This window comes from Oscillospiraceae bacterium (assembly GCA_035380125.1).
Taxonomy (GTDB): Bacteria; Bacillota; Clostridia; order Oscillospirales; family JAKOTC01; genus DAOPZJ01.
Map to the genome: position 1 here is coordinate 108,034 of DAOSWV010000004.1, position 18,127 is coordinate 126,160.

Below are 18,127 nucleotides of genomic sequence, written 5' to 3' on the forward strand. Positions count from 1 at the left end.
GTGGCTTCACGATTTTTGCCACAATCAAACGATTTAGAGCGTTATGACTCACTTGAAATATAACGGCATAGGCGATATAATATAGTGGTATCCTTTTTCAGGGAGATAGAAATGAACGAAATTAGAGAAAAACAACCGCCGAGAGAACAAGGGATGTCCAAAATACAAATCGTATTGATCACCATTTTTATGATGATTCTTTTGATTTGTGCCGGCATTCTGTTTTTGGATTGGTACGACGGGTATAAGAGCGAAAAGGAAAAAGAACAACTGGCATCTGAAATGCAGAGTGCGGCGCAGCAGATTACGGCACCAATGGGAGAAAATGATATTCTGCCGGCTTTCCGAACGCTGTATGATCAAAACAAAGACACGGTTGGCTGGATTAAAATTGAGGACACGCCGATCGACTATGTCGTGGTTCAGACCGAAAATAACGACGACTATCTGCGCACCGCTTATGACGGCAGCTATAACCGCAACGGCACGATCTTCCTCGATTATCAAAGCATATTTAATCCCAAGGGCAAGAATATTGTCATTTACGGCCATAATATGAAAACCCAAGCGATGTTTTCCACGCTTGACGAATACACTTCGGTTGAGTATTATCAACAGCACCCGATTGTCGAGTTTAATACCCTTTACGATTATTCCAAATATAAGATTTTCGCCGTCGTGCTGATGGACGCTTCGCCCGATAACGGTTCAGACGATGAGTTTAAGCTGTATTCGCAGTTTTCGAGTGATGACAGTTTTATGGATTACATAGACACCATTCGGGCGCACAGTCTGCTTGATATTGATGTTGACGTCCAAAAAGACGATCTGATTATTTCGCTGGTCACCTGTTCGTATGATATTGAAGACGGCCGGTATGCCATCTTTGCCCGCGAAATCCGTGAGGATGAAAGCACTGACGTCGACACCTCAGCGGCAAAACTCAACGACGATGTGATTATGCCCGGCCAATACGCGAGCTGAATAATGGATTTTTAATAAGCAAGTAACCGTTAAAAAAAAGACAAAAGGCTCGGGGAAACCTCCGAGCCCTTGTTTTTTGTTTACCTTAAGTTGTTCTTAAGTTGTTTTGTTTTTTATCGTAGGGCGTGAAGACCCCGTCCCACCGTATGGAATTTTTCAGTGCTTCGTATAGTAGTAGGGCGCGGCATCCCTGACGCGCCGTTTATACGATTTTTCATTGTAAGGGTGCGCATTGCACTTCCGTTGCCCTTCTGATTAAAGTCGGCTGCATGGAAATCCATACGGCACGTCAGGGATGCCGCGCCCTACAATTTAAATTACACTTTGAAAAGTCCCTCAGGCGTCACTTCATAAATGGTGTCACAGACCCCGGCGAGGTATTTGCGGTCGTGGGTTACGCTGATGATCGTGCCGTCGTACTGCCGCAATACGCGGCGGATGACCGGATTGGAGAGCGGGCTGAAATTGCGTGTCGGCTCGTCGAGGATCAGCACATTGCTGCCGTCGAGCGTCATCTTTAAAAACAGCAGTTTGGCCTTCTGACCACCTGAGAGTCCGCCGATGGTTCCGAGCATCTCTTCGTGGGTGAAGCGCATGCTGCCCATTTGGATTCGTGCGCGGGTGATGTCCTCCTTTTTGCCGGACGGCGCAAGGAAATCAAGCGGGCATTGGGATAAGTCGAGCGAATCCTCGTAATCCTGCGGCATATAGGCGGCTTTCAGGTCTTTTCGCCGGAGCAGTTCGTCCGCGATCAGCCGCAGCAGTGTGGTCTTGCCCGTGCCGTTGTCGCCGATAATTCCGACGTGTTCTCCGCCGGATACGTTAAGTTCAATGTTTTTCGAGAGAATCCTGCTGCCGATTTTAAGTTCCGGCAGCGACAGCCGCAGGACCTCTTTTTGGCGGGGCAGAGCGGTGCCCTCGGCGAATTTCATGAAAATGGCCTCTTCGACAATCGGAATCTCCTCAAAGTCCTCTTTTTCGCGCTCAAACCGGTGTTCCAGCGATTTGACTGCCTTCATCTTCTTTTTTAAAAGACGAGCGCCCCCGGGGTCTTGACGAGAGATATTCTCCTGATCGCGTTCGACCTTGTCATGAATCTTCTTCCAACGCTCTTGTTGGGCTTTATAATCCTCGCGCTGCTTTCTTGCCACCTGTTCCTGATGGACAAGGCCGCGCATACGCTCGTCGATATACTGTGCATACGGCATTCTTGCAATCGTATGTCGGGCGTTGCGCTTATGCACCACCTGTTCGAGATGGATGATGACATTGGCCGTGCGCTCGATCAGCGTTTCGTCGTGGGAGACGAACAGCACCGGCAGTCCGCAGCGGTTGATATAGGTTTCCAGCCATTCGAGGGTCTTAATGTCAATGTCGTTGGTCGGCTCATCGAGCAGCAGCACATCGGGCCGTGCAGCCAGAATCCGCGCCATCTGCATTTTGACCTTTTCGCCGCCCGAGAGGGTGCTCATTGATTGATCGGAATTGAACATTTGCGGGTTCAACCCGAGCTGTGCGGCAATTTCGGCGCGTTCGTCGGGCAAAAGCGTCTCAAACAAACGGTCATCCGATAAAAATTCTCTTACGCAGAGTTGTTTTTCGGCATCGGAAAGTTCCTGCTTGAGATAGCCGTATTTCAATCCGTCGCGCAGGATATTACCGCTGTATTCGATATAATGCTCGACCAGAGCCGGGTCATAAATCAACTTTAAAAGGGTGCTCTTACCGTTGCCCTCTTCTCCGATGATGACGGCTTTATCGCCCGGATTGAGCGAAAAAGTGAAATTGTCTAAGATTTTCTTGCCGTTTTTAGAAAGCGATATGGTTAAATTCAAGATTTGAAGCATCTGAAAATTCCTCCCTCAAAGCTGTCAAAAAAGAACCGGAAATTTATTTTAAGACAAACAAAAAAACCGTCTTTTCCGACAGCATAACAAAGTGTGTTCGAATCCAGTCAAGATTCGATTACGCCAAGTGATGTGTCGTTCAAGCGGTTAATTGTACATCTTTTCACTCCTATCGGGAAAGATGGATTGAGTGTAACACGAAAAGCGGATTTTGTCAATCGAGAATGTTGCATTTCGCCCGAAAATATGGCATAATAGGGGTTGACAAGTGCGTCCGAATTATGATACAATGACAATCACCTCAGAGAGGGCTTATTTTTTGTCTGCACTTTTTTGCGTGAAGGACAAGAACTCACCCTTGAGGGAGGCAAACTAAGGCGGGAAGACCGCTGTAACGGAGGTGCCGTCATGAGGGTCAAAATCACGCTGGCCTGCACGGAGTGCAAACAGCGCAACTATGACACAGTCAAAAACAAGAAGAACGATCCCGACCGGTTGGAGATGAACAAGTACTGCAGATTCTGCCGTAAACACACACTCCACCGCGAGACGAAGTAACGGGGAGGTACAAAAATGGCTAACGATGCCGCCGCTCCGAAAAAGGGTTTTGCAAAGCTCGGACAATTCCTGAAAGAAGTCCGTCTTGAGATGAAAAAAATCACCTGGCCGACGCATAAAGAGGCATTTAAGAGATTTATGCTGGTTATGGTGGTCGTCATCATCTGCGCCGCACTGCTCTTTGGATTCGACCGCCTGCTGCTGTTGCTGGCCGGCGTGATCGCAGGAAGCTGAGAGGAACTATGCCTGAAGCCGCAAAATGGTATGTCGTGCATACCTATTCAGGGTATGAAAGCAAGGTCTGCACCAATCTTGAAAAAATGGTGGAGAACCGCCATATGCAGGATCTGATTCTCGAGACCAAGATCCCGCTCGAGACCGTGACCGAGATCAAGGACAATAAGACCCGCGAGGTCGAACAAAAATTGTTTCCCGGCTATGTGCTCGTCAAAATGGTGATGACCGATGAATCTTGGTATGTCGTCCGAAACACCAGAGGCGTGACCGGTTTTGTCGGCGCAGCTTCCAAACCCGAACCGCTTTCAGAAGCGGAGATCAACGCCCTCGGCGTTGAAACGCGCAGTGTCAAAGTCGACTATGAAGTCGGCGATTCCGTTGAAATCATGGATGGTCCGTTCTCCGGCATGACCGGTGTTGTCGATAAAATCGACACCGCTGAAGGCCGTGTGCGCGTGATGGTGTTCGTGATGAACCGGGAGACCCCGGTCGATCTGGCTATGGATCAGATCACACCGGTATAAATCACTTTATTGAAGTGATCACTTCAGTTGAGGTGAACTCCGGACGCCGGAGGTATCAGGCGTCAGTGGGAGGATGTTCATAGAATGTCCGCCAGAAACCACAAAATTGGAGGAAAGAAAAATGGCTCAAAAAGTCATTGGCTATGTCAAGCTTCAGATCCCCGCCGGTAAAGCCACACCGGCACCGCCTGTCGGACCGGCACTCGGTCAGGCCGGCGTGAACATCATGCAATTCACAAAGGAATTCAACGAGAGAACAAAAAACGACATGGGACTCATTATCCCGGTTGTTATCACGGTCTATGCGGACCACTCTTTCTCGTTCATCACCAAAACACCGCCTGCGGCAGTTCTGATTAAAAAGGCCTGCGGCATTGAGAGCGGTTCCGGTGTGCCCAACAAGACCAAGGTCGCCAAGATCACCTCTGCTCAGGTTCGCCAGATCGCAGAGTCCAAAATGGTGGACCTCAACGCCTCCTGTGTCGAGACCGCGATGAAGATGATCGCCGGTACCGCGCGCAGCATGGGCGTCGAAGTTGTCGACTGACGGGAGGAAACAGGGATATGAAACACGGAAAGAGATATGACGACAGCGTAAAGCTGTACGACAAGACCAAACAATATGAAGTTGAAGAGGCAATGGAGCTCTGCGCCCAGACTGCCAAAGCCAAGTTCGACGAGACCATCGAAGTCCATGTCCGTCTGGGCGTCGACTCCCGCCATGCCGACCAGCAGGTCCGCGGCGCGGTCGTTCTTCCCAATGGAACGGGCAAAACCGTCCGCGTACTCGCAATCTGCAAAAATGATGCGGTAAAAGCGGCTACGGCAGCCGGCGCTGAATATGTCGGTGCCGAAGAATTCATCGAAAAGATCCAGAAAGAAAACTGGATGGATTTCGACGTGTTGATCACAACTCCCGATATGATGGGTCTGATCGGCCGCCTCGGTAAAATTCTCGGTCCGCGCGGCTTGATGCCGAACCCCAAGGCCGGCACCGTTACGCCCGATATCGGCAAGGCAGTCACCGAAGCCAAAGCCGGTAAGATCGAATATCGTCTGGACAAGACCAACATCATCCACTGCCCGATCGGTAAGGCGAGTTTCGGCAAAGAGAAACTGGCAGAGAACTTCAACACTTTACTCGGCGCCATCATCAAGGCCAAGCCGGCTGCGGCAAAGGGACAGTATATCCGCTCCTGCACCGTGGTTTCGACCATGGGTCCGGCAGTCAAGATCATGCCCAGCAAACTGGTCTAATCATAATTCCAAAAAAGTGCCACAGCTTTTGCTGCGGCACTTTTTGCTTTATAATTTATTCAGGATTTTTTTAAGCGGGTGATTTTATTATCGCTCTGCGATATAATAGGACGCACAGCCCCACACCGAGAATGAGTAAAATACCTGCGATCAGCCAAATCACGCGGTAGTTGGTTTGTGTACTGACGATATAGCCAAGCAGAGCGGTTATGATGCCTCCGGCTTGCAGAATGAATGAGAATAAAGAGAGAATGCTTGCCCGTTGATCGGGAGAGACAATTTGATTTAATAAAGTGTTTTCTGTAACGTTGCCGTTTCCGACAAAAAAGTAGATGAATACGTACATTCCGATAAACAGTGGGATTTGGTTTTGCAGCATGAATAGGGATAGTAAAATACCAAATATGAGTTTATTGATGATTAACCAAAGCACGCTGAAATTCGGCTTTTTGGCCAAAAAGCACTCGGCAATTTTGCTGCCTAAAATAACAAAAGCAAAACCCGTAAAACTGGTGACACCTAAAAGCCAAGAGGCTGAAGAAATTTCGCTGAAAGCCGGTTGCCAGTATGTCTCGACAGAAAACAATGCTGTACCTGTGAGGATTGTAAATACCAATAAAATTCGTACGAGCCCTTTTTGAGATAAAAAGCTCAAGCTGTTTTTAATCTGTATACCGATCTTGTTTTTGTTCGGTTTATTTTCCAAATCGCTATGTTTTTCCTTAACGAAGAAAATTAATACCATCAATAACAGAACGTTAATGATCAGGCCGGTTAAAATATTGGCGGTATAACGCTGTATGATACCGGACAGACACCCACCCGCCAGCGCACCGGCGGCAAGCCCCGCGCTTTCAAAAATCGAAAGTCGGCTTGTCACCTTAACGAGTGTTATCCCCTTTGAGACAGTGTCGTCGATAATCAAAGCATCCATGCTCCCTGAGGCAAAAGCGCGCCCCAGGCCCGTGAAAACCATGGATAGAAATAAGAGCCATAAAGTGTTTGAAAACAACAAAAATACAAATGAGACGGCTGATAAAAAATAAGCTAACAGAGCCGATTTCTTCCTTCCGCAGATATCGGCAAATATACCGCTTGGGAATTCGGCAAAAAGGGCAGTGAGCGAATATGTGCCTAAAAGCAGAGATATGGTGTTGATTGAAGCGCCGTGAGCAATTAGAGACAGAGCAAGAACCGGCATCATAACCCCAACGGAAAAGCTCTTTAAAAAAGTGATTATCAAAAATATTTTACGCATCTGTTTCTTCTGTAATCGGATATGCAATCAGGGCATATTCCCATGGGACGGTATTCTCTTGTTTATTCTGGTGATGTTCGTCTAAGAATTTTCGGATGATGCCGTAAAGTTCTTTCGCCTCATCATTTTTAAGATAAACAATGCCGGAGAGAAAATCGCCGTGTTGTTCATCTGGTTTTATGTTTTTGTAATCATTCTTATAATAATCTGCGATTCCGGAAAACACCGAGTTCAATTCATTCTGCATAAAAGCAATCCGTTGAACCTCATTGATATCATCGAATTGGCAGCCGATGCTGACCGTTTTGGGCAACACTTCGTAATAGCTCGCTAAAATGCCGTGAATATGCGCGGTATGATGAAGCGCCACAATACCGAGTCCGATGAGCTTTTTAATATGATGTTGCACGGCTGAGGCGGAAATATCCATTTGATCGGCGAGCTGTTTCGGCGTCATCGGAGTGCCGGAAATACGCATGCGGCGTAATAACTCCTGCCTTTGCGGATTGATGTAAATATCTAATTCTTTCTTTCCGGATAAAAAGATGGTGTCCATTTGAAAGCTCCTTTCTCATGTTACGAATATAATAACATTACACAAAGAGTAATGTCAAGAAAAAAACAAAACTGCTCCGAATTTCCCGGAACAGTTTAAATATAAAACAAAAACCGGAGATGCATGCATCTCCGGTTTTTGTTTATCCTTTGTTTTCGCCAACTGTGACAGTTATCGTGAGATTCTCCCCGGTCTCGGAATAATTGCCCTGGCGGTAGATTTCAAATACAACCTGATCGCCTATGCTCTTGCTTTGAATGATTTCAGTGACTTGACTTGCCTCGGTGATAGCCACCCCGTCGATTTTTTGAATCAAGTCGACTGCGCGAAGTCCTGCGAGTTCGGCGGGGCTGTCGGTATCTACCGACTGAACATAGACACCCATATATTCAACGTTATTCATGCGAGCCAACAGATAGCTGTCGATGTCGACCGAATAAAGGCCGATATAGGGTCTGCCTGTGACATAACCGTTTTCCATCAACTCTTCCACAACAGGTTTGACGCTGTTGATCGGGAGTACGAACCCAAGACCTTCAACACCGGTTTCAGATGTTTTTGCAATGACAATACCGATCAGTTCTCCGTTTGAATCGAACATACCGCCGCCGGAATTGCCGGGGTTGACGGCTGCGTCGGTCTGAAGAACGGTAAAGGTGGTACCGTCAAGTTCAATCTCACGCTCGAGCGCACTGATAATGCCCGTAGTGACGGTGCCTTGTAATTCACCAAGCGGGTTGCCGATAACGATGGTGTCATCACCGACACGCAAAGTGGAAGAATCACCGATTTTAGCGGCGGTAAGGCCGGTAGCATCGATTTTCAGAAGCGCGACATCATCGCTCGAACTTTTTCCGACGAGGTCGGCGGTGAAAGAACGTCCGTCTTTCAAAAAGACCGTGATTTTATTGCCGCCGCTGATAACATGGTTGTTGGTGATGATATAGCCGTCAGATGAGATGATGACGCCCGAACCGCTGCCTTCTGTGGGATAGGAACGGTTGAAGTAGTCATAAGCAACGCCGGTGACATTAATGGCAACGACACTGTCGGCAATGTTGTCGATGATGTCGGCAATTCCCGTACGGCTTGTGGTACCGGTAATCATCGAAGTCGTTGTGGTGGCAGAAGCTTTGACCGGCGAGGAGGACGATTCTTCACTGGAGGTGTTCAGCTCAGAAGATGAATCAACAGAACTCTCTACAGAGGATTGTTGAAGCGAGGAAATCACAGAACTCGACTGTGAAGAAACAGGTTGAAAATTCCCTGAGCATCCGGTTGCGGCAAGGGTTATAACGACAAACACCGCAACTGCTGAAAGAACTTTTTTTAAGGTTTTTGACATGGCAATCTCCTTTTATATCAATGGATAAAAATAAATGATGCAAGCATATTGGATTCAGGCGAATCTCTTGACTCGTCGCTTGTATTTTAAAGAACCATTGTGAGCAAATCATGATGAAATATTTAAAGTATTGGTAAATACGCTAAGCGTTGATTGATTTTACCGATTCTTTTTTAAATCATTGTGTTACGACATCCGATTGATAAAAATCGAAAATTTCAATATTGTTCATATAATACCATCTTTGCAATCGTTTTGCAAATAAAAAGCGGGCGAATTCCGCCCGCAAAATTTGTTTAATCAATAAATTTATAACAATGAACCGAGTTTTGTTTTATCCACGGCCTTGAATAGCAATAATCCGCCGCCGAAGCAGGCAATCGCCTGACCGGCGCCGACCGAGAGTGCATTGAATCCGAACAACGGCCAATCGAGAAAGCCCTTTTCTACGATTGTGAGTTCCGCGCCAACGACCAGCGCGTTTAGAACGACGGGAAAAACCATGGACAGCAGCGGCAGTCCTTTAAATTGAATTTTTCTTGTGAAATAGGTGCAGACAGCGGCAATACCAGTTGCCAGAGAACCGAACAGGACGTCCCAAACGCCGGCGATCGTGTTTCCGGTGAGAATGGCAACGCCGTTCGAAATGGCGCAGCCCAATGTCAGTCCCCAGATTGCCGAGGGTGTGAAGACCGGCAGTACGGTCAGCGCCTCCGAAAGGCGGCATTGAACCGGCCCGAAAGCGATCGGGTAGAGGATCAGCGTGAGCACGGCGTATGCGGCCGCGATAACGCCGCCGCGGGTGATGTGCCTTGCCGTGAGATTGTTTTTCATAATAAAATTCATTCCTTCAGCGCGAAATGGGTTAGGCACAAACAGGGGATGGAGGGCTGTCTTCATGTTCTGCCCCTTAATCGAAACAGCGGCGGTTGAGCTGGTCAACCGCCGCTGCCGGGAATCCGATTAAAACTTTTTGCGGGCGATGTAGGTGGTATGCAGAATCTCATGCGCCTTGTGGCTGCCGGGTTTCTCCAGATACTCCTTGTAAAGCTGGATGATGTCCGGATTCTGGTGCGAACGGCGAATGGCTTTGTTTGCATCGTTTTTATACAGCGCTGCGGAACGCAGGCCGATCAGATCGGTCCAACTGCGGACTTCCGCCGACTGCTGCGGCTGACCGCCGCCGTTGATGCAGCCGCCCGGGCAGCACATGATTTCGATGAAGTGGAACTGTTCGCCCGCTTTGACGCGTTCGAGTAGTTTGCGTGCGTTACCGGTGCCGCTTGCGACGCCGACTTTGATGTCCATGCCCGCGACTTTGTAAGTGGCGGTCTTAACGCCGTCAGCGCCTCTGACCTCGTTAAAGACGACCATGTTGTCATCCTCTTTACCGGTGAGGGTGCTGACTGCGGTACGAAGGGCTGCCTCCATAACGCCGCCGGTTGCGCCGAAGATGACAGCAGCGCCGGTGGAAGAACCGAGCGGGTGGTCAAAATCGCCGTCGGGCAGATTCACGAAGTCAATGCCGGCCAGCTTGACCATGCGCGCATATTCACGGGTGGTCAGTGCGATATCGACGTCCGGAACGCCTGCGGCATCCTGATCGGGTCTGCCGACTTCGAATTTCTTGGCCGTGCAGGGCATGACCGAAACGCAGACGATGTTTTTGGGGTCAATATTGTTCTTTTCGGCGTAGTAGGTCTTGACGATTGCGCCGAACATCTGCTGCGGCGATTTGCAGCTGGACAGGTTGGGAATCATCTCGGGATAATAATGTTCGCAGAATTTGATCCAACCCGGTGAGCAGGAGGTGATCAGCGGCAGAGTGCCGCCGTTGGAAACACGGTCGATCAGCTCATGAGCCTCTTCGACAATGGTCAGATCGGCTGAGAAGTTGGTGTCAAAGACACGGTCAAAACCGAGACGGCGCATGGAGGTGGCCATTTTTCCGGTGACATCGGTGCCGATCGGCATATCGAAGCATTCGCCGAGTGTTGCACGGATCGACGGAGCGGGGAAAATGACGACGAACTTTTCGGGGTCGCTGAGTGCCGCGAAGACTTCGTCAGTCTGATCTTTTTCATGCAGCGCACCGGTCGGGCAGGCGACGATGCACTGTCCGCAGGAGACACAGGAGACATCGCCCAGCGGCCGGTCGAAAGCAGTGCCGACATGGGTGTCGAAGCCGCGGTTGACAAGGCCGATGACGCCGATATCCTGAACCTTTTCGCAGGCCGAGATGCAGCGGCGGCAGAGAATGCACTTGGAGTCGTCGCGGACCATGTGGACTGCGGAGTCGTCATAGATGGTCTCGTCGGGAACGGTGGAGTATTTATCCTCGTCCACGCCGTATTCATGGCACAGTCCCTGAAGTTCACAGCTGCCGCTGCGGATACAGGAAAGGCACTTTTTATTATGATTGGAAAGAATCAATTCCAGCGTACCTTTGCGGGCTTTCTGGAGTTTCGCAGTATTGGTTTTGACCTCCATCCCTTCGGTGACAGGGTGCATACAAGCGGCCACAAGACCTCTTGCGCCGGTCGCTTCGACAACGCAGATACGGCAGGAGCCGACCTCGTTGACACCTTTGAGATAACAAAGGGTGGGGATCTTAATACCGGCGGCATGGGCAGCTTCCAGAACGGTCGAGCCCTCCGGAACGCTGACGCTGATACCGTCGATTTTCACATTGAGCATTTTGGGTTCCATATCTTATTCCTCCCCTTATTTCTTCTCGATTGCGCCGAACTTGCAGTTGGCGAAGCAGAGCCCGCACTTAACGCACTTTGTCTGGTCGATGACGTGTTTTTCTTTGATAGCGCCGGTGATGGCTTTTGTCGGGCAGTTGCGTGCGCAGAGCGTGCAGCCTTTGCAGTTGTCGTTAATCGTGTAGGTCACGAGCGCTTTGCAGACGCCGGCCGGACATTTCTTGTCGACAACGTGGGCGATATATTCATTACGGAAATATTTAAGTGTGGAGAGCACCGGGTTCGGAGCGGTCTGTCCCAGTGCACACAGGGAATTCTGTTGGATGTGGTGGCACAGGGCCTCCATCTTGTCGAGGTCTTCCAGTGTGCCTTGACCCGAGGTGATCTTTTCGAGCATCTGGTACAGGCGCTTGGTGCCGATACGGCAGGGCACGCACTTGCCGCAGGATTCGTCAACCGTGAATTCGAGGAAGAACTTGGCGATGTCGACCATACAGTTGTCTTCGTCCATGACGATCAATCCGCCGGAGCCCATCATCGAACCGATGGCAATCAGATTTTCATAATCGATCGGGGTGTCGAGATGCTGTGCCGGGATGCAGCCGCCGGACGGACCGCCGGTTTGCGCGGCTTTGAACTTTTTGCCGTTCGGAACGCCGCCGCCGATGTCTTCGATAATTTCACGAAGGGTGGTACCCATCGGGACTTCGACGAGGCCGGTGTTGGTGATCTTGCCGCCGAGTGCAAAGACCTTGGTGCCCTTGGATTTTTCGGTACCCATCGAGGCAAACCATTCGGAGCCATTCAGAATGATCTGCGCGACGTTGGCGTAGGTCTCGACGTTGTTGAGCATGGTCGGCTTGCCGAACAGGCCCTTGATGGCCGGGAACGGCGGACGCGGACGCGGCTCACCGCGGTTGCCCTCGATGGAGGTCAGCAGTGCGGTTTCCTCACCGCAGACAAATGCGCCTGCGCCGAGACGGATATCGATTTCGAACGAGAAACCGGTGCCCATGATATTATCACCCAGCAAGCCGTATTCACGCGCCTGTTTGATGGCGATTTCAAGACGGCGGACAGCGATCGGATATTCAGCGCGGACGTATATGTATCCGTGGGTGCCGCCGATCGCATAAGCCGCGATGGTCATTGCTTCGAGAACGGCGTGCGGATCGCCTTCGAGAACCGAACGGTCCATGAACGCGCCGGGGTCGCCTTCGTCGGCGTTGCAGCAGACGTATTTGACATCGCTGACGCTGGCTGCGGCGAACTGCCATTTGCGGCCGGTCGGGAATCCCGCACCGCCTCTGCCGCGCAGACCCGAATCCAAAATAGTCTTAATGACTTCTTCGGGCTTCATGGTGGTCAGAACTTTTTCGAGCGCCAGATAGCCGTCCATCGCGATGTATTCGTCGATGTTTTCGGGGTTGATGACGCCGCAGTTGCGCAGCGCGATACGTTTTTGCTTTTTATAAAACGGCGTGTCGGAAAGAGAGAGCATTCTGTCTTTCTCAATCGCCTCGGAATAAATCAGCCGCTTGACGGGTCTGCCTTTGAGCAGATGTTCTTCGACGATTTCTTTGACGTCGCTGGCTTTTACCTGGCTGTAGAATGTACCCTCGGGGTAGATGATCATAATCGGGCCGAGTGCGCAGAGACCGAAGCAGCCGGTCTTGACGACCTTTACCTCGTCTGTAAGCCCTGCGGCTGCGATTTGTTTTTCCATTTCTGCGGCCAGTTCATGTGAGCCGGAAGAGGAACAACCGGTGCCGGTGCAGCATAAAACCTGTGATCTTATCATAGTGGTGTCTCTCCTTTCGCTCATTTCAAAGCGTCTTCAATCGTGTATTCCACGACCGGACGATGATTGACAAGATGTTCGGTGACGATTTTCGCGACCTTGTCCGCGTCCATCTTCACATAGGTGACCTTCTCTTTGCCGGGTTCATAGACCTCGACGATCGGTTCAAGACGGCAGACGCCGATGCAGCCGGTCTGGGTCACGGTGATATTTTTCAATCCGCGATTGTTGATCTCGTCGATGAAAGCGGTAAGAACGGGTCTGGCGCCGGCGGCGATACCGCAGGTGGCCATACCGACGACGACCCGGATATTGTCGTCGCTCTCTTCGCGAAGGACGATGTTCTTTTTGGTGTTTTCTCGGATTGCGGCAAGTTCCGCTAAAGTTTTCATAAATACTATCCTTTCGTATTTGAGAGGATGTTTGATCCGATTGGCGAAGTCCAAAGAGTCAAACTTTCCCCCCATATAAATTATGAAGTTGTTCGCTGATATACTGGGCGATCCATTCGGTGATCTCGGGTTGTGTGAAATCGATGTCACCGACCTGCCGAATGATCTCGCGGGAAGAAAAGGTGAAAGTGCTTTTGCCGTATCTGTGCTCGTATATCCAGTCGATTCCGGGTTTTGACCCGAGCAACGCCGTGATGGTGGACGGCATGTCGCCGATCGGCATCCGATCAATGCTGTCATAGATAAAATCCGCTGTGACCGTGGTTCCGACGCCGACTTTTGAAGTGATGGAGAACTTGCCTCCGGTCATCTCAGCCGCCTGTTTAAACAATGGAATGCCGAGGCCCACTTTACGCGTGGTGCGGGTCGTGGTGAACGGATCGGTGACACGTTCCAAAAACGCTTGATCCATTCCGGAACCGTTGTCTTCGATGACGATACGCAGGGTGTTTTCAGCGGGTTGCTCGTCGACGAGAATCTTGATTTCCGTCGCACCGGCTGTAACGGAGTTCTGCGCGATGTCGAGGATATTAAGCGAGAGTTCTTTCATTTGTTTTATCTGTATTTATCGAGAATGCCCTTGACTTCCTTAGCGGTCAACTTGCCGTAGACATCGTTATTGATCATCATGACCGGAGCCAAGCCGCAGGCGCCGATACAACGGGTTGCCTCGAGGGAGAATTTCCCGTCAGCAGTGGATTGCCCGCATTGGATACCGAGTTCCTTTTGGATCTCCTCAATCACCAGTTTACTGCCTTTGACATAGCAGGCGGTACCGAGACAGACCGAAATCTGGATCTCGGCTTTGGGTGAGAGCAGGAACTGGGCATAGAATGTGGCGATTCCGTAGACCTCGGAAAGGGATACGTCCAGTGCGTCAGCGATGATCTCCTGAACCTCAATCGGGAGATAACCGTAGATCTCCTGCGCCCGCTGGAGAACGGACATGGTACCCTCGCCATGCACTTTTGCTTCGGCGATGCCGTCGCGCAGCCGCTTTTCCTGTTCAGCGGTGCCCTTGAACGGCAGCGTTGTGGGTGTCTTCCTCATAACTAAGTTTGCCTCCTCGAAAATTGTTGCATATCGGATGCCGTAATAAGCGGCTAAACCGTACCTAAGTAAATATATTTTTAAAAACCGGTGGTGCGCAACAGCGCAATCAGCTGCTTTTTGGTCGAAAACACGGCGTCGGTTGTGCCGCCCGCGGACCCGATATCTTCCAAATAGTGCGCATCGGAATCCAACAAAACATTATAGCGCATCAGACGATTTTTTTCAAGGAATTCCCCCCTTTTTTGACCAAAAAGTTTTTTGGAAACCTCAATGGTTCGAAATCCCATCTCCGGCGTCAAAAATCCGAGGTTGGAAAGGACCGAATTGCTGTCGCGGTCGACGTGTGCCGGAATCGCCGCCCCGTTGTATTTTTCAACCAGCGCGGGAACGTCGTCGATGGAAATGGAAGTGGCGGTGACGAGCAGCTGCGGCTCGAATCCGGCGATCTCGTCGTTTTCATCGCGCAGCACCTGACGCCCGTAGATGTCGGGGCGGTTTTCGATGGGAATGCGCGCTGCTTTGACGGATTTTTCAAACGCGAGCGCATCGTCCAAATCCGCAAAAAGGCACACCACATGAACCTCCTCGGCGGTCTCGAGTTCCATGCCGGGAAGAACCATCATATCGGGATAATTTTTCGCCGCAACTTGAATCGCCGCAGCGCAGTTTCCGCAGGAGTTATGGTCACAAAGAGCGATCACATCCAGACCGCACAGCGCCGCCATATTGACGATGTTGTTCGGCGTCATGTCCTCGTCGCCGCAGGGCGAAAGGCAGGAATGGATGTGAAGGTCGTAGTTCATTATTTCAATAGTTCGTGGGTCTCGACCGCCATGTCATAGGCGGATTTATCGGTTCGCAAAATCGGCAGCCCCAACTTTTTGGCCCGTTCTATCAACTCGGGATCGGCTTTGGCGCTTTCACAAAGCACCACGCAGGACACGTCGGTCATCGAGGCGACGGCGGCGACGTTGGTGTTGGACATGACCGTCAGCCAGACCTGTCCGGCGCTTGCCCGTCCCATAACCCAGCTCAGCAGATCGCCGATATAACAGCCGGAAATCACGCGGTCTTCTCCGGCGCACACGGTCTCAAGACCGAGCGCTTGAATATACGCGGAAGTCGTCAGTTTAGTCGTCATCGCGGCTCAGCTCCTCATAAGATTTTTCGTTGTCATAATACATCGCCAGTTGTTCCGGCGTGAGGTTTTTTCGGATATGGCGCAGTTTTTCGCGCATCAGATAGACGCACAAACTCAAAGAGGATTTGCCGCGCACCACGTCTTCGGCCAACGCCGCGCAGGTCGGCGCACCGCAGGCACCGCAATCCAGACCCGGCAGCATCTCGGTCAACCGTTCGATTTCGAGCATCATTTTCATGGCCTCGTCGAGGTTTTCGCTGAGTTTGACGCTGGGCTTGGCCTTGTGTTTTCCGGCCACGGGCGAAAGAGGTTCGGGCAGGTCGCCGCTCTTGTTTTGAGAAACCGGCATATACCGCCGCAGGGATTTGAGCCGGGATTTGGCGATGAACGGGTTTTCCACGGTCAAACAGCCGCCGACACAGCCCGAAGTGCAGGCGTTGAGTTCGATGAAATCGACGCCGGAGAGCTTGTCGTCCTCGACTTGTTCGAGGATTTTGATGACGTTTTCGATGCCGTCCGCGGCCAGATACCGGTCGTTGAGCAATGCGCCGGCCTCACCGCCGCTGATGGCCCACGAGACGCCCAAAATACCGCTTTTCAGCAGCGGTTCGGGGTTTTTGATCTGGTTCATCGCGCCGACGAGTTTGATATAAATTTCACTCATCGAAAACGCGCCGTCGATGAGCTGTTCTTTGGTATTGGGGTGCAAAATCGCCTCGGTCACTTTGGCGGGGCAGGGCGAGATGAAAAACACACCGATCTCATCCTGCGAAAAGCCCGTTTTTTCGGCGGCCTGTTTACGCGCCATCATCGCGGCCAGTTCGACCGGGGCAATGATGGGCAGAATGTTGTCGCAGAGATGGTGAAAACGGGTCTCGATCAGACGCACGACCGCAGGGCAGGCGCCCGAGATGACCGGTTTTTTAATGTCGGGCTGGGTCATGTATTCCCGCGTGAAATCGGAGATGATCTCGGCGGCGGCGCTGACTTCGAACACCGCGTCAAAGCCCATTTCCAACAGCCCCGACAGCACAAAATCCACGTCTTCGAGGTGGTTGAACTGGCAATATAGCGAAGGCGGCGGCAGCGCGATTTTATATTTATATTTGGAATTGGTCAGTTCGGTGAGCGGCGTGCAGACGGCCTTTTTGGCGCGGTGCGGGCAGACCCGGATACACTCGCCGCAGTCGATGCAGAGATCCTCTAAAATCTTGGCCTTGCCGTCGCGAACCCGGATGGCTTGGGTCGGGCAGCGCTTGACACAGGTACTGCAGCCCTTGCATTTGTCTTTATTCAGCCGTACGGAATGGAAAATTTCCGCCATTCAATCATTCATCTCTTTTCGGGTTTTGGGGTGTTGAATCCCATTTTGTAGGGGCTTTTATTAAAAATTGACGGTCATAACGACCTTGGTGCCGACCCCGACCTCGGAGGTGAGGTCAAAAGTATCGGTGTATTTTTTCATATTCGGCAGACCCATGCCCGCACCGAAGCCGAGATTGCGTACCTCTTCCGGTGCGGTGGACCAGCCCTCCTGCATCGCGAGTTCAATATCCGGAATGCCGGGACCGTGGTCAACCAATGTGATGGTGACGGAGTGGTCGCCGATCTCGAGGTCCGCAGTGCCGCCGTCGGCATGGATGACCATGTTGATCTCGCCCTCGTACATCGCAATCGAAACCCGCCGAACAGCGTCCTGCGGGATTCCGATCTTTTTCAACACGCGTTTTGCATCACTGGAGGCCTCGCCGGCCATTGTGAAGTCGGAACCGTCGACGTCGTAATGTAATTTGATGTTTTCAGTCAATGCTGTGACCGCCTTTCAAAGCGTATTCCGGGAGATTTATTTGACGGAACACGCCTCGCCGCCACGCAGACCGTTTTGATACAAGATTCCGCAGGCCTGATACATGCGCTCCTTGGTCTTGAGCACAATGATGTCGGAATCGCACGCCATCTTGATCAGCGTTTCATCCGGCTGTTTGCCGCGCACAAAGACGATGCAGCGCATGTCCATCATCTCGGCGGTGCGCACGACCTGCAGATTGACAAGGCCGGTCAGCAGAACCGATTGCTCTTTGACAAAAGCCAGCACATCGCTCATCATGTCGGAACCGCAGGCGGAGAGAACTTCACGGTCGATGTCGCCGCAGTCGGTGCAGACCTCGCAGTTGAGCAGTTTTACAATTTCCGAAACCTTCATAACAGGATGCCATCCTTTCGCTCCGGGTTTGAAAATTTATCTTTAAAAGTTTTTAACGGAGTTGTCCCGGAATTGCCGGGTAACCAATATATTATAGCAAAAACCCTTGATGATTGCAACCTTAAAAGGCGAAACGGCGCACGAAAGCATGTAGGTTTGTCAATGATGTGTTACAAAAAGGATAAAGAAAAAAGGATTACGGA

The 18,127-nt window shown here is 51.0% G+C and carries 21 protein-coding genes; 6 read left to right on the forward strand and 15 right to left on the reverse strand.

What is annotated here, in order from left to right; genetic code table 11:
* The first annotated feature begins 111 nt into the window (after positions 1-111).
* The gene (gene srtB / locus PK629_02355) at positions 112-984 is read left to right on the forward strand and encodes a class B sortase (protein ID HOP10309.1); all 873 of its coding nucleotides are present in this window, start codon (positions 112-114) and stop codon (positions 982-984) included.
* Between the two features lie 317 nt (positions 985-1,301).
* Here the strand turns inward: srtB and PK629_02360 are convergent, their stop codons facing one another.
* Positions 1,302-2,831, reverse strand: coding sequence for an ATP-binding cassette domain-containing protein (locus PK629_02360; GenBank protein HOP10310.1), 1,530 nt, complete (start codon positions 2,829-2,831; stop codon positions 1,302-1,304).
* 408 nt (positions 2,832-3,239) lie between these two features.
* On the opposite strand from PK629_02360, the gene rpmG reads away from it, so the two are divergent.
* From rpmG to rplA, 5 genes are all read left to right on the forward strand, one after another.
* Complete coding sequence (gene rpmG, locus PK629_02365; protein HOP10311.1) at positions 3,240-3,389, forward strand: 50S ribosomal protein L33; 150 nt, start codon at positions 3,240-3,242, stop codon at positions 3,387-3,389.
* Between the two features lie 15 nt (positions 3,390-3,404).
* A complete protein-coding gene (gene secE / locus PK629_02370) occupies positions 3,405-3,623 on the forward strand; it encodes a preprotein translocase subunit SecE (GenBank protein HOP10312.1) in 219 nt (72 codons plus the stop codon).
* A gap of 8 nt (positions 3,624-3,631) precedes the next feature.
* Positions 3,632-4,150: a transcription termination/antitermination protein NusG gene (gene nusG / locus PK629_02375; GenBank protein ID HOP10313.1), complete on the forward strand. Its 519-nt coding sequence runs from the start codon at positions 3,632-3,634 to the stop codon at positions 4,148-4,150.
* 121 nt (positions 4,151-4,271) lie between these two features.
* A complete protein-coding gene (gene rplK, locus PK629_02380; GenBank protein ID HOP10314.1) occupies positions 4,272-4,697 on the forward strand; it encodes a 50S ribosomal protein L11 in 426 nt (141 codons plus the stop codon).
* A gap of 17 nt (positions 4,698-4,714) precedes the next feature.
* The gene (rplA, locus tag PK629_02385) at positions 4,715-5,407 is read left to right on the forward strand and encodes a 50S ribosomal protein L1 (protein HOP10315.1); all 693 of its coding nucleotides are present in this window, start codon (positions 4,715-4,717) and stop codon (positions 5,405-5,407) included.
* A 70-nt stretch (positions 5,408-5,477) separates the two neighbouring features.
* Here the strand turns inward: rplA and PK629_02390 are convergent, their stop codons facing one another.
* The 14 genes from PK629_02390 to PK629_02455 form a co-directional block, all read right to left on the reverse strand.
* Positions 5,478-6,665, reverse strand: coding sequence for an MFS transporter (locus tag PK629_02390; protein HOP10316.1), 1,188 nt, complete (start codon positions 6,663-6,665; stop codon positions 5,478-5,480).
* Positions 6,658-7,221 (reverse strand): helix-turn-helix domain-containing protein, encoded by a 564-nt coding sequence (locus tag PK629_02395; GenBank protein ID HOP10317.1) that lies wholly within the window; start codon positions 7,219-7,221, stop codon positions 6,658-6,660. The genes PK629_02390 and PK629_02395 overlap by 8 nt, the downstream gene beginning before the upstream one ends.
* A gap of 142 nt (positions 7,222-7,363) precedes the next feature.
* Positions 7,364-8,566 (reverse strand): trypsin-like peptidase domain-containing protein, encoded by a 1,203-nt coding sequence (locus PK629_02400; GenBank protein HOP10318.1) that lies wholly within the window; start codon positions 8,564-8,566, stop codon positions 7,364-7,366.
* 309 nt (positions 8,567-8,875) lie between these two features.
* Positions 8,876-9,400 carry a QueT transporter family protein gene (locus PK629_02405; protein ID HOP10319.1) on the reverse strand — a complete coding sequence of 175 codons (525 nt, stop codon included), beginning with the start codon at positions 9,398-9,400 and terminating at the stop codon, positions 8,876-8,878.
* Between the two features lie 129 nt (positions 9,401-9,529).
* The gene (locus PK629_02410) at positions 9,530-11,275 is read right to left on the reverse strand and encodes an NADH-dependent [FeFe] hydrogenase, group A6 (GenBank protein HOP10320.1); all 1,746 of its coding nucleotides are present in this window, start codon (positions 11,273-11,275) and stop codon (positions 9,530-9,532) included.
* 15 nt (positions 11,276-11,290) lie between these two features.
* On the reverse strand, positions 11,291-13,075 hold the full coding sequence (locus PK629_02415) for an NADH-quinone oxidoreductase subunit NuoF (protein ID HOP10321.1): 1,785 nt from the start codon (positions 13,073-13,075) through the stop codon (positions 11,291-11,293).
* A 20-nt stretch (positions 13,076-13,095) separates the two neighbouring features.
* Positions 13,096-13,467 (reverse strand): (2Fe-2S) ferredoxin domain-containing protein, encoded by a 372-nt coding sequence (locus tag PK629_02420; protein ID HOP10322.1) that lies wholly within the window; start codon positions 13,465-13,467, stop codon positions 13,096-13,098.
* 58 nt (positions 13,468-13,525) lie between these two features.
* The gene (locus PK629_02425; protein HOP10323.1) at positions 13,526-14,077 is read right to left on the reverse strand and encodes an ATP-binding protein; all 552 of its coding nucleotides are present in this window, start codon (positions 14,075-14,077) and stop codon (positions 13,526-13,528) included.
* A 5-nt stretch (positions 14,078-14,082) separates the two neighbouring features.
* Entirely contained in the window at positions 14,083-14,577 is a 495-nt protein-coding gene (locus tag PK629_02430; GenBank protein ID HOP10324.1) for an NAD(P)H-dependent oxidoreductase subunit E, read from the reverse strand.
* A gap of 80 nt (positions 14,578-14,657) precedes the next feature.
* The gene (locus PK629_02435; protein ID HOP10325.1) at positions 14,658-15,383 is read right to left on the reverse strand and encodes a phosphoesterase; all 726 of its coding nucleotides are present in this window, start codon (positions 15,381-15,383) and stop codon (positions 14,658-14,660) included.
* Positions 15,383-15,721 carry a DRTGG domain-containing protein gene (locus tag PK629_02440; protein ID HOP10326.1) on the reverse strand — a complete coding sequence of 113 codons (339 nt, stop codon included), beginning with the start codon at positions 15,719-15,721 and terminating at the stop codon, positions 15,383-15,385. Before PK629_02440 ends, PK629_02435 begins: the two co-directional genes overlap by 1 nt.
* Positions 15,711-17,045 (reverse strand): [Fe-Fe] hydrogenase large subunit C-terminal domain-containing protein, encoded by a 1,335-nt coding sequence (locus tag PK629_02445; protein HOP10327.1) that lies wholly within the window; start codon positions 17,043-17,045, stop codon positions 15,711-15,713. Before PK629_02445 ends, PK629_02440 begins: the two co-directional genes overlap by 11 nt.
* 60 nt (positions 17,046-17,105) lie before the next feature.
* The gene (locus tag PK629_02450; GenBank protein HOP10328.1) at positions 17,106-17,528 is read right to left on the reverse strand and encodes an ATP-binding protein; all 423 of its coding nucleotides are present in this window, start codon (positions 17,526-17,528) and stop codon (positions 17,106-17,108) included.
* A 36-nt stretch (positions 17,529-17,564) separates the two neighbouring features.
* A complete protein-coding gene (locus tag PK629_02455; protein ID HOP10329.1) occupies positions 17,565-17,924 on the reverse strand; it encodes a hypothetical protein in 360 nt (119 codons plus the stop codon).
* Positions 17,925-18,127: the final 203 nt, after the last annotated feature.